We start from the raw sequence: 22,442 nt of genomic DNA, 5'->3' as shown, positions 1-22,442 counted from the left end.
GCGGTCTGCGGACAACCGGCCGCATCCGCGCCCACGGACGGAGAACGAGTGCGAGGACGCCTCAGTGGCCGAAGCGGGCCGCCTGGCGCTTGTCGTTGGCCTGGTAGCCGTGGGTGGCCTCCATGAGGAGGCTGGAGATCTTCAGCAGGGTCTGGTGCATGTCGTCCACGTTGGTCTTCCAGCCCTTGTGGCGGGAGTGGAACGCCTGCTGGGTCTCACCGTCCCACTGGGCGACCTGCGCCTCGACGCGGGCGTCGAGCGAGTCCAGCTCGCTCTTGATGTTGTTGGCCGCAGACTTGACCGCGTTCGAAGCCTCGACGACGGTGCCGTACTTGATTTCCATGAAACTGTCTCCTGACGCGATGCGGAAGCGGGAAGCGGCGGTCAGCCGTGGAACCGGCCCAGGACGCCGGTGACGCCGCCGTCGCCCATGCCGGTGGTGCCGCCCTCGCCCACGCCCTTGAAGCTGTTGAGGCGCTCCTGCTCCTCCTGGTCGAAGCCCTGACGGCTCGACTGCATCGCGTCCTTGGTGAAGGCCAGCAGCTCCTTCAGCCGACGCGTGTCCTCGTTCACACGCTCCTGGAGGGAGTGGTAAGCGGACGCCGCATCGCCCTTCCAGCCGCCCTGGACGGTGGCGACGACACCCTTGAGGCTGTTGATCTTCGCCTCGAGCGTGTCGTGCATGGTCCCCAGATCCTTGACCAGCTGATCGAGGTTTCCTACTTCAAGCCGAAGGTCGGCCATCGTTACACCTACCCCCCATGAATCGGATGTTCTGTGGGAGCCGTTCGCGTGGCTCCCTCTTTGCATCAGACCGAAGTTGTCGGCTGCCACTCTAGCCACTCACACGAAGGCGTCCAACCGGTATGCCTTTGACGTGAGTTCGCGCACGTGTGTCACACGAGTGAGGCGGTCATTGGTCCAGACATCAACCAAGCCGTCACCCGCGTCGTCTTCGATCCCGTAGCGCCACCGCCGTTCCCGCGACCGCCGCGATGAGGACGCCCGCCGTTATCAGCGCGTACGTGGCGAGGCGTTCGTCGCGTTCGCGCGGGGTCTCGCCGATGGTGAGCGGGGCCGCTTTCGGTACGGCCCGGCCGGCCGAGACGGCGCGGTCCGCCACCGGTGCGTCGATGGGGTGCTCGTCCTCGGTCAGCGCGCGCACCGGATCGGCGACGCCCCAGCCGACGAAGTCGTCGCGGCCCTTGACGGCCCTTTCCGCGGTCTGCTCGATCTGGGCGACGACCTGATGCTGTTTCCAGTTCGGGTGTTTCGCGCGGAGAAGCGCCGCGATTCCGGCGACGTACGGTGCCGAGAAACTCGTTCCGCTGTCCACGCATTGGCCGCCCTTCGGCACGGTGGAGACCATTTCGACACCGGGGGCGGCCACTCCCACGAAATCGCCCGTCTGGGAAAAGGCGGCGCGCTCGTTGTTGCGGTCGGAGGCGGCGACGGCCAGTACGCCGGGATATGCCGCCGGGTACGTTTTCCGCACCTTGCCCTGGAGTCCGTCGTTGCCCGCCGAGGCGACCACGACGATGTCCTCGTTGAGGGCCTCCCGGACGGCCTGGGCGAGGTCCGAGTCGGCGTGCAGCGGTTTCGCGGTGTCCTGCGAGATGTTGATGACGCGGGCGTGCCGGCTGATCGCGTGCCGGATGGCGGTGGCGAGCGTCCGCTCGGTGCCGGTGCCCTTCTCGTCGTTCTGCCGGATGGGCAGGATCGTGGCCTCGGGCGCGAGCCCGACGAAACCCGTGCCCTCGCGCGGGCGGGCCGCGATGATGCCCGCGACCTTCGTGCCGTGGCCGACCGGGTCGGTGGTGCCGTCGGTGCGCGCGCCCTTCTCCGGTGGGGCGTTCTTGTCCTTGGGCAGCAGGTCCAGTCCGGCGGAGCGGTCGACGGCCGAGGTCAGCTGGGGGTTGTCGATGTCGACGCCGGTGTCGATGACGGCCACCCGCACGCCCTTGCCCTTGGTGTCCTGCCAGAGCCGGTCGAACACGACCCGCTGCAGGGCCCACGGCATGCCCGATATCTGCTGCTTCATCGGGAAGGTGCACTCACCGCTGCCGTTCAGCAGCAGGGCGTCGGGAGCCGCGGCGCGCTGCCCGGCCGCGGCCGGGCCCACCCCCACCGTCAGCACCGTCGCCAGGGCCATGGCCGACGCCGCGGCCGATCTCAGTACCGTCACCGTCATCGAACGGCCCCCCTCACGAACTCTGCGGCTGGCCGGCGCTGCCGACGTCCAGCCGCGGCCCCTTCGGCAGGAAGGCGGACCAGTTGTCCGGCACGGGCACCGGCTTGACCTCCTTGTACCCGAGCCGGATCTGCGCCTCGTTGACCTGCGACGCCCGTTCCTCCGGCGTCTTCGGCCCGTCGTCGCCGATGCCCGAGCGGCCCGCGCTGCTGTCGTTGTTGGTCTGCACCGCGTACCGCAGTCCGGTGTCGGTCACCAGGAACAGCGAACCGACGCTCGTGGACGAGCCGTTGATCTGGCGGTAGAGCAGGCCGCTGCCGGGGGTGACGTAGGCGCTGGTCGCGCCGTCCACGATCTCGGCGGGGTACTTGGCCCCGGCCCAGGTGGTCAGCTGGGGCACGCCCTTGCCGTCCACGCCGTGCATCACGTTGCAGACCGTACGGACGCCGGTGCCCGCGTCGTTGACCTGGGTGGGGACGAGCCCCGGCCAGCCGAAGTCGCCGTAGAACCACTCGGGGGACGAGGTGAAGGACTGCGGACCGACCTCCTCCGCCCGGGCGTTCTGGTGCAGCACCACCGCGTCCGGGCTGGTGAGCAGCAGCCGGGCGACGAGGTCGGAGACAGGCGCCACCCGGCCCGGGAGCACCACGTAGTGCTGCATGCCCTTGCCGGCGACGGCGCGGATGACGGTACCGACGCGGTTCAGCCGCGGGTCGAGGCTGCCGACGCCCGCCGGGGCGCCGATCCGGCCGGGGAGCCGGGGGAAGGTGATGGGCGTGCCCTCGTGCAGGGTGCCCAGCCACTCCTTGTCGACCTTCTGCGGCCGGGCGCCCTCGCTGAACAGGGAGCGGCGCAGCACCTGGTCGCGGGGGGACGGGTGGTCGCCGTCGGGCAGGCCGACGAGGTGCTTGGTGCCGCTCGGGTCGACGAGGTAGCGGTCGCCGGTGGGCCCCTCGACGTACAGGGCCTGGCCGTCGCGCAGTTTGCCGCTGCCGGCGACCTTCGCCGCGTCGCGGTCGGCGAGGAGGAAGACGGCCTTCTGCACCGTTTTGCCCCCGCTGCCCGGTTGTTCGCAGACGGCCCAGCTCTTCTCCTTGCCGGCGTCCTGGGGCGCGGGTAGCCGGTCGGGGGCGTAGGGGATGCCGAGGGTGGGGCCGCGCTGGATCTTCCCGTTGTCGAGCTCGCCCTCGTCGACCTTTATCACCGAGGACTTCTCGGGCTTCAGGAGCAGTTTCGCGGAGGAGAAGTTGAGGACCGGGTGCAGCCGCTTGGTGCCGTCGGTCTTGAGGACCACGTACCGGGTGGTCGACTTGCTGCCCACGATGACGTGCGCCCCGGGCTCCGACCAGCCGGCCGGCGCCTTGGGCTTGAAGATGCCCCAGCCGCCGAAGCCCGCCAGGACGAGCGCCCCGACGACGATTCCGGGCAGGATGGCGCGCACCGGGCGCGGCGCCGCCTCGTCCGTCCCCGCCGCCGAGGGCTGCAGGAAGGCGGCGACCATGCGCTTGCGCGCGAAGGTGTAGGCGTTGAGCTCGTCCCGCCGTGTTGCCATGTGCCGAAGTACTCCCCCCGTCGCCGGGTTACGTCGCCGGGTCCCGTCCGGGGCCCGCCGTCGGGCCGGCCGTCGGAACCGGCCGGACCCGCTGGTCGGACCTGCCCTCGGTCCGCGTTGTCAGACCGGCCCCCTACTATGCCTGTTGACGATCCGGTCGTGCCGTCCGGGTGCGGTCGCCGAACGGGCCCGGGTCCGCGGCGGCCCGTCCGCGGCCGTGACGGGGCGCGGTTCCGGGACGGTCCGGCGTGTGTGCCGTGAACGGTCCGGGAGGCGTCCCGGTGGACGGTCCTGTGGGCGTCCCGGCGGACGGTCCGGCGGTTGCGCGGCGGACGGTCCGTGGGTGTCCCGGCGGACGATCCGGCACGCGGTCCGGCGAGTGCGTCGCGGGCGTCCCGTTGGGCGGTCCGGCGGGTGTTCGGGTGAGTGTTCCGACGAGGATGAGGGGGGTGCGCGGGTATGGCGTCCGCGGCGCGAACGGCGCAGCAGGCCACGGTGGTGCGCCGGCGGTCCGGGCCGGGCCGGCTGGGCCCGGTGCGGCTGCAGCAGCTCGTGCTGCTGGAGGTGGCGGCGGCGCTGGTGCTCGTGGGGTACGCCGTCGACCCGCTGCTGGCCGCCCCCGCCGGCGGAGTGGCCGTCGTCCTCGCGGCGTTGGCGCTCGCGCGGCGGCGGCAGCGGCCGGTGCCGGAGTGGCTGGGCGCGGTCCTCGCGCTGCGCCGCCGTACGCGCGGCACCGCCGGCGCGCCGGCCCCCTCCGATATCGCGCCCGCCCTGGCCCCGCTCGTGGAGTGCGAACCGGCGCTGCGGGTGGAGTCGTTCACGGACCGCGAGGGCCGGCACATAGGCGTGGTGGGTGACGGGACGTTCGTGACGGTCGTCCTCCAGGTCGAGGCGGTGGACGAGCCGTTGCGCCCGCGCCGGGTGGAGAAGGCGCTGCCCCTGGGCCTGTTGCGCGACGCGCTGGACACGGCGGACGTCCGGCTGGAGTCGGTGCAGGTGGTGCAGAGCGCGCTGCCCTCGCCCGCCCCCCACCTGTCCGCCCAGGCGCTGGCCGCGCGGAACTACGCGCCCCTGCACGCGCTGACGGGCGCCCCCGCGGTCCGGATGACCTGGGTGGCGCTCAAGCTCGACCCCGAGCTGTGCCCGGAGGCCGTCGCGGCCCGGGGCGGCGGGGTCCAGGGTGCCCGGCGGTGTGTGCTGCGCGCGGCGGACCAGTTGACGAGCCGGCTGCGGAGCGCCGGGTTCCGGGCGGTGCTGCTCGCGGAGGACGGGCTGGCGACGGCCCTGTCGACCGCGGCGAACGTCAACCCGGCCGCCACGGCGCAGGCGAGCCGTTCGGGTACGGGCGCGCGGCGGACCGTCGAGACGTCCCGGACGTGGCGGTGCGACGACCGCTGGCACACCTCCTACTGGGTCGGCCGCTGGCCGCAGTTGGGCTCCGGGGCGGCGTCGCTGCCGCAGCTGGCGGCGCTGCTGACGTCGCTGCCCGCGCTGTCGACGACGCTGAGCCTGACGCTCGGCCGCGGCCGCTCCCAGGACGGCGGGCACGTGCCGACGGTCACCGGGCACATACGGGTGTGCGGGCGCAGCGCCGACGAACTGAGCGAGGTCCGGCGGGAGCTGGAGCGGACGGCGCGCGGGGTGAAGGTCGGGCTCGTCCGGCTGGACCACGAGCAGGTTCCGGGCGTCCTCGCCACGCTGCCGCTGGGAGGGACACGCTGATGGGTCTGTTGTCGAGAACGGCGCGGGCACGCCGGGCCCCGGCGGCGCCGGACGGATCGCCGTCCGCTCCCCCGCCGTCGGCCTCCCCGACCCGGCGCCCCGCGTCCGGTTTCGGGCTGCTCGGCCCCCGCCGCGAGCGGCACGAGCTGGATCCCGACCGATTCGCGGAGCTCGGCCTGCCGGTCGGCGACGACGGCGTGGTCGTCGGCACGGACGCCCAGGGCGCCCCGGCCGTGCTGGGACTGGTCCGCCCGGCCGCGTTCGACGTCGTCCTGGTCGGCGGCGCGTGGACGGCGCAGGTCATCGCGCTGCGCGCGGTGGGCACGGGCGCGCGGGTCGCCGTGGAGAGCGGACGCCCACAGCTCTGGACGGCGCTCGCGCAGGCCGCCAACACCGGCCAGCAGTCCATCACCCTGCACGACGTGGGCCGCGTCCCCCCGCAGGGCCCCTCGGTGCCGAGCCCCGTCCTCATCGTCCGCGACTGCGGCATACGCCCTCCCCTCGGCCGCGTCCGCTCCGCGCCCTGGCAGCCGGTCCTGACCCTGCTCCCCTACCCCGGCCCGACGACCGCGCGCCTGATGTCGCAGGCGGACCTCGTGGGCGTCCAGCGGGTCGCCCCCGAGGAGGCCGTCCAGATCGGCCGCACCATGAACCTGCCGCGGGAGGACGTGGAATCCCTCTCCACCCTCCCCGACGGCGTCACCCTGTGGTGCACCCGCTCGTCCCGCACCTACGTCACCACCCAGCCGACGGACCCGGAGGCGGGGCTGCTGGGGGCGGCGCGGCGGTTGGAGTAGCGGCGTTCCGGAGGCGGCCGGAGTGGACGCTCGGGAGAACCCGTGCGGCCGACGCCGCGCCCGGAACCGGAAGGGGCCGGAGCGGGCGTGTCAGCCCGCGCCGGTGGCGGGACGGCCGTCATGTGACGGGCATGGCCGTCACTTGTCCGTCCCGCAGAAGGAAGACCCGGTTGCCCGCTCCGGCCGCCAGCCACTCGCCGTAGCCGTTCGACCAGGTCCACACAGGCGCACCGGTGGCCTTGTCCAGAGCGATCACGCCTTTGTCGTTCGATTCGGACACCTAGACCATCCCCCCTTGGACGGTCACGGAGTTGGTGCTCGCCAACCCTTCCAAGGGGCGGGTCCAATCCGCCTTGCCGTCGTGGCGGTTCCGTCGGCTGATGCGATCCTCGTCCACGGCGTACAGCGCGTCCCCGTCGAGTACGGGAGTGCTCCAGCCTCCCACATAGCCAAAAGGTTTGCCTTTGGCCGGAATCGACCAGATCGTCTTGCCGTCTTCCGCTCTCCTGGCCGTCAGGCTGCTGCCGCCCAGATACACGGTGCTTCCTGAGAAGACAGGGGGCAGCCCTACCGCGATCCCCTGGTGCGGCTGCCGCCACACCGTACGACCGGTACGGGCGTCGAGCGCGACGGCGTTCCCCTCGTCCCCTCCGAACAGCACCAACCGTCCGCTGCCGGCCGCCGCCCGCGAGTCACCCCGGCCGTACGCCTGGGGTATCGGCGTCCGCACGTCCCAGAGGAGCGCCCTCGTGGAGAAGTCGAACGCGCACAGTCGGGTCTCCGCCGACTCACCGGTGGCGACGTAGACCGCCGACTCGTCGGCCGCCAGCACGCGCAAGACGTGTTCGCCGGCGCTCCACCTGGGTTTGCCCGTGCCGACGTCGACCGCGACCAGCCGATCCTCGAAGACCGTGGCCACCAGCCCGTTCGGCAGTGCGGCGCTGTGGGACTGGTGGTCGTTCCGCACCACCCACTTCACCTGACCGTCGGTCACCCGGAGTGCCGTCAGCCCTTCCTTTCCGGCGACGAGGACGAGGTCGCGCACCGGCTGCAGCCACCGACCGAGCCGATGCGCGGTGAACGGCCCCCACAGCGGTGTGGGCGGTTCGCCGTCACGGTGGTCGGCGGCGTTCAGGCGCTTGGCGTCCCAGGGTCGAGGCGCCGGTGCGGCCTCCTTCTCCGCCGGTCTCCCGCCTTCCCCGTCGCCGCCCCCGCGGAGCAACCACCAGGCGCCGCCGCCCGCGGCGGTCACGGCCACGGTGCCGGCCCCGGCCAGCCCGGCGAGGAAGCGCCGGCGACCCGGGGCGCCGGTCGCCTCCGGCACGGGCGCCGCGACGAGTTTCCGGGCCTCGGCCTCGCGCCGCGCGATGTCGTCGCCGAGCGGACCGCGGCGCCACAGGTTCCGGGCGGACTTGGGCGGCGCGAGGGCGGCGGCGATCCGAGCCGGTGCCGGCCGGTGGGCGGAGTCGCGCGCGAAGCACGGTGCCACGACCGGGAGGAGGGCCGGCGGCAGGGCGGAGAGGTCCGGCGCGCCGTGGACGACCCGGTACTGCACCGCCGCCACATCGGCCCCGTCGTACGCGCGGCGGCCGGTCGACGCGTAAGCGAGGACCGCGCCAAGGGCGAAGACGTCGCCGGGCGGACCGACCCGCTGCCCGAGGACCTGTTCGGGCGGTCCGTAGCCGGGGGTGACCGGGCTCGTGCCGGTGGCGGTGAGGGTGAGGCCGTGTTCGGGGCGGGCGATGCCGAAGTCGATGACGCGCGGATCCGCGGAGGTCAGGACGATGTTGCCGGGCTTGAGGTCGCGATGGACGAGGCCGGCGGCGTGGATGTCCTGGAGCGTCCGGGCGAGGGCCGCTCCCAGGGCGCGCACGGCCGTCTCGTCCAGGGGCCCCAGCCGCTCGACCGTCTCGGCGAGCGTGGGACCGGCGAGGAACTCGGTGGCGATCCAGGGCCGTTCGCCGTCCGTCCAGGCGCCGAGCACCCGGGCGACGCCCGGACTGGCGACCGCCTGCGCGGCCCTCGCTTCGCGGACGAAGCGCCGGGCCATGCCCGGGTCGTGCGCGAGCTCAGGGAGCAGCACCTTGATCGCGACCGGCCGGCCGGCGTCGTCCCGGCCGAGATAGACCTTGCCCATGCCGCCTTCCCCGAGGACGCCGAGGATCCGGTGCGGGCCGAGACGGACCGGGTCACCGGCGGCGAGTGGCTTCACGGTTGGGGACTTCCTTTCACCAGGCTGCGTCGGGAGCTGCGCGGGGAGCTATGCGAACGGCAGGGCGCACACGTAGTCGCCGGACGTCCAGACGACGTGGCCCGCCCGTTCATGGGCGAGGGGCGCACCGCCGATCCGCCCCGGTACGTCCATCGACCAGGCGATCCGGTGGGTACGCAGGTCGACGGCCCGGATCTGGTCCCGCGCACCGTCCGTCGCGACGGCGTAGAGGTACGTGCGGCCGAGCACCGGTGCCGTCGGGCCGGGCGGCATGCCGGGGAACGGGGCCTCCCACAAGAGCTCCCCCGTGGCGGCGGACAGGGCGACGACGCCGCGGGTCCCCTCCGCCGCGTAGACCACGCCGGCCTTGACCGTCGGCGGGCCGTAGGCGCCGGTCCCCGCCGGGAGGTCGCCTTGAGGGCGGCCGTGGCCGAACGTCCACACCGGTTTGCCGTCGTCCAGGCCGACGGCGGTCAGTTCCGACCCGGCGAAGTAGACGTGCCGGCCGTCGATCGCCAGTTTCCCGAGGTCCGGGAAGGGATCGTCGGGCCGCCGCCCCGGAACCTCCCGGTCCCACTCCCGCCGCCCGTCCGAAAGCCGGTGGGAGACAAGGAGGTTCGTGCGTTGTGAGGGCAGGGGCCGGGCATAGACGAGGTGCCCACCGGCGACGCCGGCCACGATCCTGTCCGTCGCGTAACCCGGGGTGTGGTCCCCGAGAGGCTGCTTCCAGAGCCGCTCGCCCGTCTTGGCGTCGACGGCGAGAAGGGACCAGCGCTCCGGGCCTTGATCGCCGCTCTGGCGGGCGGCCAGGTAGACCACTCCGCCGACGGCCGCCAGGGGTTCGGCGTGGCCGGTTCCCGAGGAAAGGTCGCCGAACGGGCCGGCGACGTGTTCCAGGACACCGGTGTCCGAGACGCCGTAGACCTTCAAGCCCGTCGTGGACGCGCCGTCGGGCGCGGAGGCGTAGACGCGTTCGGTGTCCGCCGTGAACTCGTACGACTGCTTGACCGCCGTGGCCAGCCACCGCCTGATACCGGTCTTCGCGTCATAGGCGGCCAGTCCCGCCTGACCGTGCACGGCCACCAGAGCACCGACGGCGAGGGGCGGACGGCTGCCGTCCGCCTTGTCGAGGCGGGCCCACCAAGTGACGCGGCCGGGAATGTTGGCGGGACGGGAGAAGTGGGTGGACCGGGAGGTGCCGGTGTGCTCGCGGCCGCTCCACCAGAGCCAGCCGCCCGTGCCGGTCGCCGCCGCGGCCAGGGTCGAGCCGCCGGCGATGGCGAGGAGGCGGCGGCGGGAGAGGGCGGGGCGGGGGCCGGGGGCGGGCGGGGTGCCGTCCGTGTCCGGGGGCGGGGGCAGGCGGTGCGGGTGGTGGCGCCAGACTTCGGTGGAGCGGCGGGCGATTTCGGCGAGGAGGGTGTCGGTGAGGGCCGTGGGGAACCACTCCGCGGTGACCATTCCGCCGGTCCCCGTGTCGGCCAGCAGTTCGGCCAGTTCGGTCGTGGAGGGGCGGCGGGTCGGGTCCTTGTCCAGGCAGCGGGTCAGCGCGGGGGTGAGGGCGGGCGGCAGGCCCGTCAGGTCGGGGGCCGCGTAGCGCACCCGGTAGAGGAGGTCTGCGGCCTGGCCGGCGCCGAACGGGGCGTGGCCGGTGGCCGCGAAGACCATGACGCCGGCGAGGGCGAAGACGTCGCCGGCGGAGGTGTGTTCGACGCCCGCCGCCTGCTCGGGCGACATGTAGGCGGGGGTGCCGGCCGCGGTGCCGAGCCGGGTCAGACGGTCGTCGCCGAGGGCCCGTGCCACCCCGAAGTCGATGATCTTCGGGCCGGTGGCGGTGACCAGGACGTTGGACGGCTTGAGGTCGCGGTGGACGACGTCGGAGCGGTGCAACTGGCCGAGCGCACGGCACAGTACGGCGCCGAGGGCCCGTACGGTCCGCTCGGGGAGCGGGCCGCACAGCTCCACGGCCTCGTCCAGCGGCGGGCCCAGGACGTACTCCGTCGCCAGCCAGGGCCGGGACGCGAACGGGTCGGCGTCGACGACCCCGGCGCCGTACTCCCCGCCGATCACCCGGGCGGCGTCGGTCTCCAGCCGGAACCGGGCGCGGAACGCCTCGTCGGAGGCGAACCGGGGGTGTACGGCCTTGAGCGCGACCGTCCGGCCGCCCGCGGAACGGGCCAGGTACACCGTGCCCATGCCGCCACCGCCCAGCCGGGCGACGAGCCGGTACGGGCCGAGTTGCCGGGGGTCGTCGTGGTGGAGGGGCAGAGGCATCAGGACGGTCCGCGGTGGGGTGAGGGGGACGGGTGTGGGTGGGGTGGTGCGGGTGGGGACGCTGGTTCCGCCGGTTCCGCGGCGAGGACGGCGGCGGACTGCCCGACGAGCGCGGCGACCACCCGGGCCGGCAGCCAGCCGGGGGCGAGGAGCGTGCCCGCCCGGCTCGGTCCGCCGTCGACCACGGTGGCCTCCGGCGGACCGTCCATGACGGGCGGCGGGCCGAAGCCGGGGGCGGTGCCGGGGAGTTCGTCCAGCAGCCGGCGGACCGACGGCCGGTGGGCGGGGTCGCGGGCGAGGCAGGCGGAGACGAGGGCGCGCAGGCCCTCGGGCAGTTCGTCGCGCTCCGGGACGGTGTGTCCCGTCGCCGCGCAGGCCAGGACCGCGCCCAGGGCGAAGACGTCGCCGGGCGGCTCGGGCCGTGCCCCGGCGAGCTGTTCGGGGGGCACCGTCCCCGGTGCCAGGCCGACGGGTCCGGTGCCGTCCGGTCCCGGCGGGGTCGCCGCGCGCACCGCGCCGTAGCCGGTGAGGCGGGGGCCGTCGGACGTCAGCAGGACGGCCGCGGGGGAGACCCCCGCGTAGGCCACGCCCGTCGCGTGCACCGCCGCCAGGGCCTCGGCGAGGGCGGTGCCGAGCGCGCGGACGGTCCGTTCGGGCAGCGGACCGCCGTGCGCGGCGAGCGCGGCGGGCAGCGGGAGGGAGGGGACGTACGGGGTGGTGTACCAGGGGGCGGGGTCGCCGCCCGGAGTTCCCTCGCTGGTCGCGGCCGTCGTTCCGACCTCGTCCACCACGGCCGTCCACGGGCCGAACAGCCGCCGGGCCGCCTCCGCCTCGGCCCGGAAGCGGTCCGGGTCGGTGCCTGCCGGGGGCGTGGTGAGGATCACCGTGCGGTCGCCGTCCCGGGACCGCGCGACGAACCGGTGCCCCGCGGCACGGACGGCGGCAGGCGGACCACCGGCCGTCAGGTCACCGCCCACCCCGGCGTCGAGCCGGCCCAGCACCGCGTACGGGCCGATCCGCCCTGGGTCGCCCGGGCCTGACGGTTCCATTCCGGCCACTCCCCCACTTCCCCTCGTCCCCCTCCGGGGGCGCCCTGCGCACGGATGACAAGCACTGACGACCGCGGAAAGCGCGTACGACAGGCGGACACAGGAGCCTACTCATGCGTTCGACCGGCTCCGACGGGGGCCGGGGGCCCGGGTGGTGACGGGGGTTCCGGCGGCGGTATCGGGCCGTGACCCGCGCGGACGGGGCGGGAGTGAGCGGGCCTGCCGCAGTGCTACGGATGACGATTAGTCTTGATGACCGTACGCATGGAGAACCCGACGCCGGGGGCCCGCAGCGTGACGTATGGGGGAATCGGGCGGTCGTGCCCCGGGAACGGCCCGGTGCCGGCAGGTGATTCCCCGAAGCGCCGGACCACACCAGCAGGAGGCATTGTGAGCAGCGATCGGAACGAGATCCGCGCGGCCGGGACCACAGCCGGCGAGAACCGGTCCGACGCCGACCACGAGCTGGACCAGGAGCAGGAAGTCGAGCACACGGGCGAGTTCACCATCGATTACACGCCACCCGCCTGGTACGTCCAGACCTCCCCGCCCGCTCCGGCGGTCCCCCCGGCGCGTCCGGCCCCTTCCGTCCCTCCGGCACCGCCCGCCTCGGGGGAGGGAACGGGTCCTCACACGGCGCCGGAGCCGGTCGCTCCTGTGGCGCCGGTGACGGTTGAGGGTGCGGAGGGCGGTGGGGTCGCGGACTCGTCCGCCATCGCCGCCCCTGCTCAGGCCGTTGACGCCGACGCTCACTCCCATGACGCTCACGCCGTGAGCGGGAAGAACGCCGACGGGAGCGCGGACGACAGCGGCGACGCGCGGCCCGGCGCCGTGGCCGGGCATGGCACCGCCGACGCGGGGGCCGCCGCCGACACGGGGGCCGCCGCCGACGCGGAGCCCGCGCCGACCGGGGCGACGACGACGCCCGCGACCATGCGGTTCTCGGCCGCGGCCCTCAGGGACGAAATCGCCGCGCACGCCCCGAAGTCCGGCGAAGCGGAGGAAACCGGAGCGAACGCCGCGCCCGCGAAGACGGACAAGTCGGCGCAGACGCCGGAGGTTTCAGGCGAAGCCGACAACAGCGGCACGCTGCGCAGCGAGGGCACCATGCGGTTCTCGGCGAGCTCGCTGCGCAACCGGACCGGAGCCGCGACGGACGGGGACGCGTCGGCGGCGGCGGCATCGGCGCCCTCGGCGTCGCCGCCGGCCGCGCCCGCCGCACCTGTCTCTTCCGTTTCTCCTTCTCCTTCTCCTTCCCCCTCCCCCTCTACTTCCGCCCCCTCTTCCCCTTCCGCTGCGGTGACGCCGGAGGAAGCGGAGGCGCCCAGCGCGTCCACCGAGTCCTGGACCCCGCCCTCCGTTCCGCCCTCGTCCCTGCCGCCCCTGCCGCCGGACTTCCGCCCGGCGGAGCCCGCCGACGGCCGGGCCGCCCCTGCCGCCTGGGCCCCGCCTGCGGCACCGCAGGCAGCGCCGCAAGCCCCGGCGATGCCGCCCGCGCCGCCCGCCGCGCCGCCCACTCCCCCGGCCCAGATGGAGACCTCGGCCACGCCCGCACCCGCCACGGCCGACGGCTCGGGCGCCTTCGCGCTGCCCACGGCATCCGGTCCGGAGGCCGCTCCCTATCCCGCGAACGCGGGCACTCCGTCCCCTACGGCACCGGCACCCGCTCCGCAGGACAGCGCTCAGCACAGCCCGTACGCCCCGCCCGCGCCGCACGCGCTCCCGGCGTACGGCGCACCGAACCCCTCCGTCCCGGCCGCCGAAGCGGCGTCCGCCCAGGGCGACTTCGCGCTGCCCGCCGCCGGGCAGCCCACTCCCCCGCCGTCCCTGCCGACCCCGACACCGCCTCCCGCGTACGGGGGGTACGGCGCCCCGCAGCCGGACCCGGCGGCGGCCCCGCCCGCGCCCGCGCCCGCTCCGGTACCGGAGCCCACGCCGCAGGCGCCCGTCAACGCACCCCAGCCGCAAGCCGGTTACGGGTTCCCGCAGCCGACGGTCCCCTCGGCCGAAGCGCCCGCGCCCACGAGCGGATACGGCTTCCCGCCCGCCGCCGCGACCACCGCGCCCGCGTCCACGCCGCAGGGCGGCTACGGCTTCCCCCACCCGACGGGCGCCGCCCCGCAGGGCGGTTACGGCTTCCCGCATCCCGGAACCCCCACCGGGGAGACGCCCGCGCCCCCCGCGCAGAACCCGTACCCCCTGCCGCAGGCGCAGCCCCAGCCGCCCACCGCGCCCCAGAGCGCCCCGGCCCAGGCCCCCGGCCCGTACGCCCCCCAGCCGCAGGCCGGCCCGACCGACACCGGCGCCTTCCCCCAGGGCGCCCCCGGCGCACAGCCCGCACAGGCCGGTCAGCCCGGGGGCCGGCCCGGTCAGCCCGGTCAGCCCGCCGACGCGGCGGCCACCGGTCCCGTCGACCCGCGTACCGGCGGCTGGCCGACGGTGACGCCGGAGCAGCGGCAGCGGTCCGTGCACGGCGCTCCGCTGGGTTACACGGCCGCGGTCGAGCTGTCCTCGGAGCGGCTGCTCAAGAGCAAGCCGAAGCCGAAGAAGCAGAGTTCGGGCCGGTTCAAGTTCGGCGGGAAGAAGGAGGAGGCGGAGCGGCAGCGCAAGCTGGAGCTGATCCGCACGCCCGTCCTGTCGTGCTACCGGATCGCCGTCATCAGCCTGAAGGGCGGTGTCGGCAAGACCACGACGACGACCGCCCTCGGCGCCACCCTCGCCAGCGAGCGCCAGGACAAGATCCTGGCCATCGACGCCAACCCGGACGCCGGCACCCTCGGCCGCCGGGTGCGCCGCGAGACCGGCGCGACCATCCGTGACCTGGTGCAGGCCATCCCCGGCCTCAACAGCTACATGGACATCCGCCGTTACACCTCGCAGGCGCCGTCCGGCCTGGAGATCATCGCCAACGACGTGGACCCGGCCGTCTCCACGACCTTCAACGACGAGGACTACCGCCGGGCCATAGACGTCCTGGGGCGGCAGTACCCGATCATCCTCACCGACTCGGGAACCGGTCTGCTCTACAGCGCGATGCGCGGCGTGCTCGACCTCGCCGACCAGCTGATCATCGTCTCCACCCCGTCCGTCGACGGCGCGAGCAGCGCCAGCACCACGCTCGACTGGCTGGCCGCGCACGGCTACGGCGAGCTCGTCGGGCGCAGCATCACCGTCATCTCCGGGGTCCGCGAGACCGGGAAGATGATCAAGGTCGAGGACATCGTGTCCCACTTCGAGACGCGCTGCCGGGGAGTCGTGGTCGTGCCCTTCGACGAGCATCTCGCGGCGGGGGCGGAGCTGGACCTGGAGATGATGCGGCCGAAGACGCGGGAGGCCTACTTCACTCTGTCGGCGATGGTGGCGGAGGACTTCGTCCGGGCCCAGCAGCAGCAGGGGTTGTGGGGGACGAGTGGGCAGCCGCCTCAGGCGGCTGTGCCGCCGCCTGTTCAGCCGGGGCAGCAGTACCCGGCGCCCGGGGGCTGGCCGCAGCAGCAGTGATATCCGGCGGGGCCGGGTGGTTTGCCCCGGCCCCGCCCTTTCACCGTTTCTTGCGGGGGGCCAGCCCCCGCACCCCCGAAACCGCGCTCCGCGCGGTTGTCCTCAAACGCCGGACGGGCTGAACAGTCAGCCCGTCCGGCGTTTGAGGACGAGCGGCGAAGCCGCGACAAGCGGGGTCTGGGGCGCAGCCCCCAGGAAACGGCGAAAGGGCGGGACAGGGGCACTCTCACCGCGAAGCCGCAGCCACCAGCTCCCGTGCCCGCTTCACATCGTCGGTCATCCGCTCCAGCAGCGCGTCGAGCGTCTCGAACTTCTCCATCCCCCGCAGGTAGGCGAGGAAGTCGACGGCGGCGTGCAGCCCGTACAGGTCCAGGTCGACCCGGTCGATCGCGTACGCCTCCACCGTCCGCTCCGTCGCGTCGAACTGCACGTTCGTGCCGACGGAGATCGCGGCGGGCATGGCCTCGCCCGCCACGACGAGCCAGCCGGCGTAGACGCCGTCGGCGGGGATGGCCGTGTGGGGCAGGGTCTCGATGTTGGCGGTGGGGAAGCCGAGTTCCCGGCCGCGCTGGGCGCCGCGGACGACGACGCCCTCGACGCGGTGCGGGTGGCCGAGGATCTCCATGGCGCCGGCCACGTCACCCTCGGCGACCAGGCGGCGGGTCAGCGTCGACGAGAACGGCAGGCCGCCGCCGGCCTCGCCGGTGAGCTTGAGGTCGATGACCTCGACGCCGAAGTCGTAGGTCGTGCCGAGCTCCTCCAGCAGCGCCACCGTGCCCGCGGCACGGTGGCCGAAGCGGAAGTTGGGGCCCTCGACGACGAGCTTCGCGTGCAACTTGTCGACCAGGACCTTCACCACGAAGTCGGCCGGCGACAGCTTGGAGAACTCCGCCGTGAACGGCAGGACCAGCACCGCGTCCACGCCCAGCTCCGCGATCAGCTCCGCGCGCCGGTGGTGCGGCGCCAGCAGCGGCGGGTGGCTGCCCGGCCGTACGACCTCGCTGGGGTGCGGGTCGAAGGTCACCACGACCGACGGCACCCCCAGCTCGCGTGCCCGCTCCACCGCACGGCCGATGATCAGCTGGTGCCCGCGGTGGACACCGTCGTACGAGCCGATGGTGACGACGCTGCGCCCCCAGTCCTGGGGGATGTCCTCCAAGCCACGCCAGCGTTGCACTGTGCCCGCTCCTCGCCCGAACCCGAACTCTTGTCTCTGTCGATTACGCAGGTCTAAGAGTGCCATGCCGGTTGGCGGCGGTCCGCATCGGCCGGGACCCCCGCATCGTCCGCCCCGCGCACGTCGCTCCCGTTCCCCGCCGTCAGCCGGATCCGCGCCCCCGGCCCCACCACCGGCGCCCACTGCGCGGGCGCGGTCCGCAGCCAGCGGCGCAGCCGGGCGCCGAACGCCGGGACCTCGCCGGCGAGCTGCACCAGCCGGCGGTCGAAGCGGGCCGCGCCCTCCGCGGTGCGGGCCAGCAGCTCCCCGACCCGGAGCACGAGGTCGCGGGTGCGCGCCTCGGAGCGTTCGGACGCGCCCTCGGCCACCGCCCGCAGCAGCGCGTCGAGGACGTCGCCGCCCCGCTCGTACGGCTCCTGCTCCTCGCGTTCCAGCAGCACCTCCAGCAACTCGCGCCGCAACCCCCGGGAGGCGGCCGTGCCGGGTGCCGCGAGCACCGGGGCGAGGGCGCGGCGGACGGGCGCGGGGCGGGTGCGCAACAGGTGGGTGACGAGCGGGAAGAGGACGGCGCGGGCGGACGGGCCGTCCTCCAGCCGCCGGTCGATGAAGGCGGCCACGTGCGGGGCGTTGTCCGGCCGGTGCTCGACGTGCTCGCGGACCAGGGAGGCCGCGCGGCGGGCCAGCGCCGGGTCGGAGACCTCGGCGAGGATCCGCAGGACGTCCGCCGGTCCGTCCCCCGGCTGGTAGAGCCGGGCGCGGAAGGCGCCGAGCACCGGCTCGGGGTGGGTGGTCAGCGCGGCGGCCAGGGCGGCGGCGGGGACCTGCGGGTCGCCGGCGGAGAACCGGGCGACGGCCTCCGGCAGGTGCTTGGCGCGGGTGAGCGGGTCGCGGACCAGGACGGCCAGCGCCGGGCCGCGCAGGGCGCCCTCGGCGGGGCGGGCGAGCAGGGCCAGCGCGGAGTAGCGCAGCAGCTCGCGGTCGGCCTCGGTGGTGACGTACGGCACGGCCTTCAGGCCGTACGCGGCGGCGGCGACGTGCAGCTCCACCCGGTCGTCGTGGGCCCAGCGGTCGACGGCCCGGCACAGGGCGGACGGCTCGTCCTCGGCGAGGGCGGCCAGCAGTTCGTCGGCGCGCGGGTGGGCGGCGCCGACCAGGGCGTCGGTGAGGTCGTCGAGGGCGCGTCGGCGGTGGGTGTGGAGCATGGCCTGGGCGGCCGTGGCGACGGTGGGCGCCGCGAACCCGGCGCCGCCGTCCGGCGCGGTCAGCAGCGGGCGGTCGTCGTCGAACCAGCGGCAGATCAGCGCCTGGGCGGCACACGGCTCGTCGCCGAGCAGCGCGGCCGCCGCCGGGAGGAAGCGGTCGGCGACCGGCGGCTGGGGCACCCCGCCGGCCGCGCCCGGCGGCGGGGCGTCGGCGGGGACGAGGCGGCGCAGCAGGTCCAGGCGGTCCCCCAGGCCGAGGCGCAGCCGGAGCCAGAACGGCGGGCCGAACCGGGTGAGGCCGCCGAGCGCCCCGGTGGCGGTGGAGTCGAAGCCGCCGGCCGCGCGGGCGCACTCGGCGACCCGCTCGGCGAGCAGCCGCAGCACGCCGAGGTACGGAGTGGCGTCCGGGACCCGCAGCAGGGTCTCGGAGAGCAGGTGGGCCGCCCACCAGGCCGGGTCGGTGAGCACCGGCGGCCGGTCGGCGGTGGCCCCTTCCGCGCCGTCCGCCGCCCCGCCTTCCCCTGCCGCGCCCTCCGCCCTCCCACTGTCAGCCGCCCCACCGTCGGCCCCCCGGCCGGAGGACACCCCACCGGCGGGCGCCCCCTCCCGCCCCGAGAGCGTCTCCACGGCGTGGACCAGCGCCGTCAGCCGCCGCGACAGCTCGGTGGGGCCCGAGCGGCGGCCGAGCAGCAGGAGGGACTGGAGGACGGGGCCGATGCGGTGCCGTGGGACGGGGAGCAGTGTGGGCCCCTCCTGCCGGTCCCCGCCGCGCCGGCCCCGGCGTCTGGTCGGGGGCCGGGAGCCCGGGGGCGGCGGTACGTGCCCCTCGGGCGCCCGGGCCGGGCCGCCGCCCCGGCGGGAGGGCAGCCGGACGGCCGCCTCGGCGGGCGGGCCCTCCGGTTCGTACCAGCGGTGGACGAGGGCGTGCAGGGCGGCGTCCAGGTCGAGGTGGGTGCCGTGCAGCCAGTCGGCGAACTCCTCGTGGGCGAACCGGTAGCCGCTGCCCGCCGGGACGAGCAGGCCCTCGGTCAGGACGGCCGAGGCCCAGCCGGTGCGCCACGGGAAGAGCTGCTCGAACGTCTCGCGCTCCAGCTCGCCCTGCCCGGGGCCGAGGCACTGCCGGGCGGCCTCGTGCACCTGCCCGGCCACCTTGGCGGCCAGCCGGCGGACGGCCGTGCCGCGCAGCGGGGGCCGGCGGGCGGCGGCGAGGCGGACGGCGATGCGCAGGCACACGAGGTCGAGGTGGGCGGCGAAGACGTCCCACCGGTCGGGGGCGGGGGCGCCCTCCGGCCGGTCCGCGCCGTCCGGAAGCGCCGCGTGGACCTCGGCGAGCAGCCGGAGGGCGAGCGGATGCCCGGCGTCCGCGGGGGCGAGTCCGCCGGCCGGGACGCCGTACGAGGCGCGGGCGCGCTCGGCGAGCTCGGGGGTGAGGTCGGCGAGCCGGACGCAGGCGGGCAGCGCGGCCGGCGGCGCGGCGGTGAGGGCCGGGGCGCCGGTGCCGAGGGCGGTGGCCGGGGAGTGCAGGGCGGCGGGCGGGAAGAGGGCGCCGGCCGTCTCCCAGTGCTCGGGACGGCAGGCGACGACGAGCCGGGTGCCGGTCCGTTCCAGCCAGTGGGCGGTGGCGGCGGTCCAGCCGGGCAGCGCGTGGGCCAGCAGGGGCGGCATCTCCTCGGGGCCGTCGAGGAGGACGAGCAGCGGCCGGCCGACCCGGTGGGCGAGGTGGGCGACGGCCTCGGGGGTGGCCGCGGAGGTGTCGCCGACGGTGCCCTGGGCGCCCGCCGAGGCGGTGACGATGCGGCCGGCGGCCTGCAGCGCGCGGGCGATGGCGTCGCGCAGGCTCACGTCGTCGGCGCGCAGGTCGGCGCCGCGCAGCCAGAGCGTCGGCGCCGGTTCCGCGCCGCGCGAGCGCCGGGCGGCGAGGGCGCCCAGCTCGGTGGTGCGCCCGGTGCCCGGCTCGCCGACCAGGCCGAGGACGTACGGCCCGCCGGGGCCGTGCCCGCCGGCGGCCCGGGTCAGGGCCCGCCCGCCGGGCGCCCCGCCGGCCAGGAAGCAGTCGAACTCGCGGATCGTCTCGGGCCGCCCGACGGGGTCGCGCCAGGTGCGGGGGGTGACCACCGAGCCCAGGGAAGTGCCGGTGAGCTGGAGGGCGCCGGCGAGGTTGAGGTCGCGGCCGTAGGCGGGGACGGTCGCCGCGTTCCGGTCCAGGAGTCTGGCCAGCGGCCCGTCGGGGTCGGCGGCGGCCGTGGCCCGCAGCGGGATCGCGTAGCCGCCCGCCCGGCGCTCGGCGTGCAGCGCGGTACCGAGGACGGCGACGACGGCTCCGGTGCCCGCGTCGAGCACCGGGCCGCCGGTGGCCTCCTCCCCCAGCCGCAGCGGCGTCCGCTCCGGGAGGGACAGCTCCAGGGCGGTGCGCAGCAGGTGGAAGCGGTCCGTGGCGGTGTACGTGACCAGGGGTTCGCCGACGATCGAGGCGTCGTGCCAGCGGCCGGCCCGCAGCCGGACCCGGGTGCCGCCCGCGATGTGCTCGGTCGCGGCGACGGCGAGCGGCGGCAGGTCCAGGCCCTCCGTCCGGACCAGGGCCAGGTCGCAGTCGGGCAGCGGGGTGACGGCGTCGGCGCCGACCACCACCGTGCGGTCGCCCGCGGCATGCAGCACCAGGCAGGCGAGGCCGTCGACCGCCTCGTGGCTGGTGATCAGGGTGGACCTGTCGTCGACCGGGAAGCCCGTGCCGCGCCGCCGCCCGGCGAGATCCCTGATGCGTACCAAGGACTCGTCCGCGTCGGCCCGCCGACCGCTCATCCGCCGAACCTCCCCGCGTGACCGTACGTGCGTACGCCCGTACGTTCCGAAGGTAGGCAGCCGGTGATCGGCAGGACAGATCGCGAGCCGAACGCGCCCCCTTGCACCCCCCTGGTTCACTCCGAGCGCCTGCCCGTTGGGGTGAATCGTGCGTATCAGATGGATAGAGATGGGGGGAGGGGGGTCGTGGGGCGGGGAGCGCGGTGACACGGTCCCCGCCCCACGGTGTTCCGGAAGCGGTTCCGGGGCTCAGCCGAAGACGGCGAGGCTCTTCGCCCGCCCGCCCTGGTTCTCAACCAGGGCGAGGAAGGTGCCGTCCGGGCCGAAGACGGCGACCGGTCCGGCGGTCTCGAAGAGCGGCATCCGCACCCGGACCCCGTTGCCCAGCAGCTTCGCCTGCTCCTCCGTGACGTCCCAGCGGGTGAACGCGGCGGAGACCGCGTCCGCGACGGGCATCACGGCCAGCTCCTCCTGGAGCTGGTCCAGGGTGCGCGCCTCGCTTATCCCGTAGGGGCCGACCCGGGTGCGCCGGAGCGCCGTGAGGTGGCCGCCGACGCCGGTGTCCGCGCCCAGGTCGCGCGCCAGGGCGCGGACGTAGGTGCCGGACGAGCAGACCACGGAGACCAGCACGTCCTGCACCGGGGTGCCGTCCTCGGCCTCCGCCGGGTGCACGGCGTGCACGGTGAAGGACGAGACGGTCACCGGGCGGGCGGGGATCTCGAAGTCCTCGCCCTCGCGCGCCCGCTTGTACGAGCGCTTGCCGTCGATCTTGATGGCGCTGACCTTGGACGGGACCTGCATGATGGCCCCGGTCAGCTTGGCCACGCCGGCGTCGATCGCCTCGCGGGTGACCCCGGAGGCGTCGGCCGACGAGGTGATCTCGCCCTCGGCGTCGTCCGTCACCGTGTTCTGCCCGAGCCGGATGGTGGCCACGTACTCCTTCTCGGTCAGCGCGAGGTGACCGAGGAGCTTGGTGGCCCGCTCGACGCCGAGGACGAGCACGCCGGTCGCCATCGGGTCGAGGGTCCCGGCGTGCCCGACGCGGCGGGTCTTCGCCATGCCGCGCATCTTGGCGACGACGTCGTGCGAGGTGAAGCCGGCCGGCTTGTCGACGATGACGAGACCGTCGGGGCCGGGCGGTGTCTTGCGCTTCATGCGGAGGCGCCGCCCTCGGCGTCCCCGTTGTCGTCCTCGCCCGGCTTGCGGTACGGGTCGGCCTCGCCGGCGTAGTCCTTGCCCGAGGCCTCCTGGCGCACCTTGGCGTCCAGGTTGCGGGCCCGGTCGAGGAGGTCCTCGATGGTCCGGGCGTTCTCCGGCAGGGCGTCCGGGACGAACGTCAGGGTCGGGGTGAACTTGATCCCCGCCGCCTTGCCGACCGCGGACCGGAGCATGCCCTTGGCGCTCTCCAGCCCGGCGGCGGCGCCGGCGCGCTCCTCGTCGTCGCCGTAGACCGTGTAGAAGACCGTAGCCTCCCGCAGGTCGCCGGTGACCCGGGTGTCCGTGATGGTCACGTGGCTGCCGAGCCGCGGGTCCTTGATGCCGCGCTGCAGCTTCTGGGCCACCACCTCCCGGATGAGGTCCGCCAGCTTCTTAGCCCGCGCATTGTCGGCCACTGGTCCGTCTCCTTCTTGGTGTTTCAGTCGTCGTGCTCGCCGTGGAACCGCCGCCGCGCGGACAGCAGGTCCACTTCAGGACGTGCGGCGACCCAGCGCTCGCAGCGGTCCAACAGGTCCGTGAGGTGCCCCATGTCGCCGGAGACCGCCGCCAGACCGATCACGGCCCTGCGGTAGAGGTCCTGCTCGCCGACCTCCGCCACGCTCACCGCGTACTTGCGGTGCAGCTCGGCGACGATCGGGCGGACGACGGAGCGCTTCTCCTTCAGCGACCGCACGTCGCCGAGGAGGAGGTCGAAGGACAGCGTCCCTACATACATGTGGTGCGGGTTCATGCCACCCGTGGGGCCTTGGGCATC

The 22,442-nt window shown here is 75.0% G+C and carries 16 protein-coding genes and 1 pseudogene; 4 read left to right on the top strand and 13 right to left on the bottom strand.

Annotation, left to right across the window (positions count from 1 at the left end; translation table 11 throughout):
- Positions 1-61: 61 nt before the first annotated feature.
- From J7W19_RS23940 to eccB, 4 genes are all read right to left on the bottom strand, one after another.
- Positions 62-343, bottom strand: a complete 282-nt coding sequence (locus J7W19_RS23940; protein WP_004947586.1) for a WXG100 family type VII secretion target — start codon at positions 341-343, stop codon at positions 62-64.
- Positions 344-384: 41 nt separating this feature from the next.
- Positions 385-744, bottom strand: coding sequence for a WXG100 family type VII secretion target (locus J7W19_RS23935; RefSeq protein ID WP_040890593.1), 360 nt, complete (start codon positions 742-744; stop codon positions 385-387).
- A 196-nt stretch (positions 745-940) separates the two neighbouring features.
- Positions 941-2,191 (bottom strand): type VII secretion-associated serine protease mycosin, encoded by a 1,251-nt coding sequence (gene mycP, locus J7W19_RS23930; RefSeq protein ID WP_004947592.1) that lies wholly within the window; start codon positions 2,189-2,191, stop codon positions 941-943.
- Between the two features lie 13 nt (positions 2,192-2,204).
- Positions 2,205-3,743 carry a type VII secretion protein EccB gene (gene eccB / locus J7W19_RS23925; protein ID WP_004947595.1) on the bottom strand — a complete coding sequence of 513 codons (1,539 nt, stop codon included), beginning with the start codon at positions 3,741-3,743 and terminating at the stop codon, positions 2,205-2,207.
- A 459-nt stretch (positions 3,744-4,202) separates the two neighbouring features.
- Between eccB and eccE the strand changes: the two genes are divergently transcribed.
- Complete coding sequence (eccE, locus tag J7W19_RS23920) at positions 4,203-5,465, top strand: type VII secretion protein EccE (RefSeq protein WP_004947598.1); 1,263 nt, start codon at positions 4,203-4,205, stop codon at positions 5,463-5,465.
- Entirely contained in the window at positions 5,465-6,262 is a 798-nt protein-coding gene (locus J7W19_RS23915; RefSeq protein ID WP_004947600.1) for a hypothetical protein, read from the top strand. Before eccE ends, J7W19_RS23915 begins: the two co-directional genes overlap by 1 nt.
- A gap of 118 nt (positions 6,263-6,380) precedes the next feature.
- Here the strand turns inward: J7W19_RS23915 and J7W19_RS33700 are convergent, their stop codons facing one another.
- The 4 genes from J7W19_RS33700 to J7W19_RS23900 are packed head-to-tail and all read right to left on the bottom strand — an operon-like array spanning position 6,381 to position 11,794.
- Entirely contained in the window at positions 6,381-6,542 is a 162-nt protein-coding gene (locus J7W19_RS33700; protein ID WP_004947603.1) for a hypothetical protein, read from the bottom strand.
- Positions 6,543-8,474, bottom strand: a complete 1,932-nt coding sequence (locus J7W19_RS23910; RefSeq protein ID WP_004947605.1) for a serine/threonine-protein kinase — start codon at positions 8,472-8,474, stop codon at positions 6,543-6,545.
- A gap of 48 nt (positions 8,475-8,522) precedes the next feature.
- Entirely contained in the window at positions 8,523-10,745 is a 2,223-nt protein-coding gene (locus J7W19_RS23905) for a protein kinase domain-containing protein (RefSeq protein WP_004947607.1), read from the bottom strand.
- Complete coding sequence (locus J7W19_RS23900) at positions 10,745-11,794, bottom strand: protein kinase family protein (RefSeq protein ID WP_004947609.1); 1,050 nt, start codon at positions 11,792-11,794, stop codon at positions 10,745-10,747. Before J7W19_RS23900 ends, J7W19_RS23905 begins: the two co-directional genes overlap by 1 nt.
- A gap of 252 nt (positions 11,795-12,046) precedes the next feature.
- Here J7W19_RS23900 and J7W19_RS33535 point away from each other — a divergent pair.
- A pseudogene (locus J7W19_RS33535) lies at positions 12,047-12,331 on the top strand (SCO5717 family growth-regulating ATPase); the annotation flags it as partial.
- A gap of 948 nt (positions 12,332-13,279) precedes the next feature.
- Complete coding sequence (locus J7W19_RS23895; protein ID WP_004947615.1) at positions 13,280-15,292, top strand: MinD/ParA family ATP-binding protein; 2,013 nt, start codon at positions 13,280-13,282, stop codon at positions 15,290-15,292.
- Between the two features lie 226 nt (positions 15,293-15,518).
- Here J7W19_RS23895 and J7W19_RS23890 read toward each other — a convergent pair whose 3' ends face one another.
- From J7W19_RS23890 to J7W19_RS23870, 5 genes are all read right to left on the bottom strand, one after another.
- On the bottom strand, positions 15,519-16,469 hold the full coding sequence (locus J7W19_RS23890) for a bifunctional riboflavin kinase/FAD synthetase (protein ID WP_004947619.1): 951 nt from the start codon (positions 16,467-16,469) through the stop codon (positions 15,519-15,521).
- Positions 16,470-16,522: 53 nt separating this feature from the next.
- The gene (locus J7W19_RS33135; protein ID WP_233478163.1) at positions 16,523-20,470 is read right to left on the bottom strand and encodes a serine protease family protein; all 3,948 of its coding nucleotides are present in this window, start codon (positions 20,468-20,470) and stop codon (positions 16,523-16,525) included.
- 249 nt (positions 20,471-20,719) lie between these two features.
- Positions 20,720-21,625 carry a tRNA pseudouridine(55) synthase TruB gene (gene truB / locus J7W19_RS23880; protein ID WP_004953232.1) on the bottom strand — a complete coding sequence of 302 codons (906 nt, stop codon included), beginning with the start codon at positions 21,623-21,625 and terminating at the stop codon, positions 20,720-20,722.
- Positions 21,622-22,083: a 30S ribosome-binding factor RbfA gene (gene rbfA, locus J7W19_RS23875; protein WP_004953230.1), complete on the bottom strand. Its 462-nt coding sequence runs from the start codon at positions 22,081-22,083 to the stop codon at positions 21,622-21,624. Before rbfA ends, truB begins: the two co-directional genes overlap by 4 nt.
- Before the next feature lie 23 nt (positions 22,084-22,106).
- The gene (locus J7W19_RS23870) at positions 22,107-22,403 is read right to left on the bottom strand and encodes a DUF503 domain-containing protein (protein WP_004953226.1); all 297 of its coding nucleotides are present in this window, start codon (positions 22,401-22,403) and stop codon (positions 22,107-22,109) included.
- Positions 22,404-22,442: the final 39 nt, after the last annotated feature.

The organism is Streptomyces mobaraensis NBRC 13819 = DSM 40847, from assembly GCF_017916255.1.
Taxonomy (GTDB): Bacteria; Actinomycetota; Actinomycetes; order Streptomycetales; family Streptomycetaceae; genus Streptomyces; species Streptomyces mobaraensis.
The sequence above is the reverse complement of the archived record's forward strand: the minus strand, read 5'-3'. Positions and strand labels throughout refer to the sequence as shown.

What these genes read in the sequence shown, in the direction of transcription:
- J7W19_RS23940 (WP_004947586.1), bottom strand. Translation starts at nt 343, where the DNA reads ATGGAAATCAAGTACGGCACCGTCGTCGAGGCTTCGAACGCGGTCAAG.
- J7W19_RS23935 (WP_040890593.1), bottom strand. Translation starts at nt 744, where the DNA reads ATGGCCGACCTTCGGCTTGAAGTAGGAAACCTCGATCAGCTGGTCAAG.
- mycP (WP_004947592.1), bottom strand. Translation starts at nt 2,191, where the DNA reads ATGACGGTGACGGTACTGAGATCGGCCGCGGCGTCGGCCATGGCCCTG.
- eccB (WP_004947595.1), bottom strand. Translation starts at nt 3,743, where the DNA reads ATGGCAACACGGCGGGACGAGCTCAACGCCTACACCTTCGCGCGCAAG.
- eccE (WP_004947598.1), top strand. Translation starts at nt 4,203, where the DNA reads ATGGCGTCCGCGGCGCGAACGGCGCAGCAGGCCACGGTGGTGCGCCGG.
- J7W19_RS23915 (WP_004947600.1), top strand. Translation starts at nt 5,465, where the DNA reads ATGGGTCTGTTGTCGAGAACGGCGCGGGCACGCCGGGCCCCGGCGGCG.
- J7W19_RS23905 (WP_004947607.1), bottom strand. Translation starts at nt 10,745, where the DNA reads ATGCCTCTGCCCCTCCACCACGACGACCCCCGGCAACTCGGCCCGTAC.
- J7W19_RS23900 (WP_004947609.1), bottom strand. Translation starts at nt 11,794, where the DNA reads ATGGAACCGTCAGGCCCGGGCGACCCAGGGCGGATCGGCCCGTACGCG.
- J7W19_RS23895 (WP_004947615.1), top strand. Translation starts at nt 13,280, where the DNA reads ATGCCGCCCGCGCCGCCCGCCGCGCCGCCCACTCCCCCGGCCCAGATG.
- J7W19_RS33135 (WP_233478163.1), bottom strand. Translation starts at nt 20,470, where the DNA reads ATGAGCGGTCGGCGGGCCGACGCGGACGAGTCCTTGGTACGCATCAGG.
- truB (WP_004953232.1), bottom strand. Translation starts at nt 21,625, where the DNA reads ATGAAGCGCAAGACACCGCCCGGCCCCGACGGTCTCGTCATCGTCGAC.
- J7W19_RS23870 (WP_004953226.1), bottom strand. Translation starts at nt 22,403, where the DNA reads ATGTATGTAGGGACGCTGTCCTTCGACCTCCTCCTCGGCGACGTGCGG.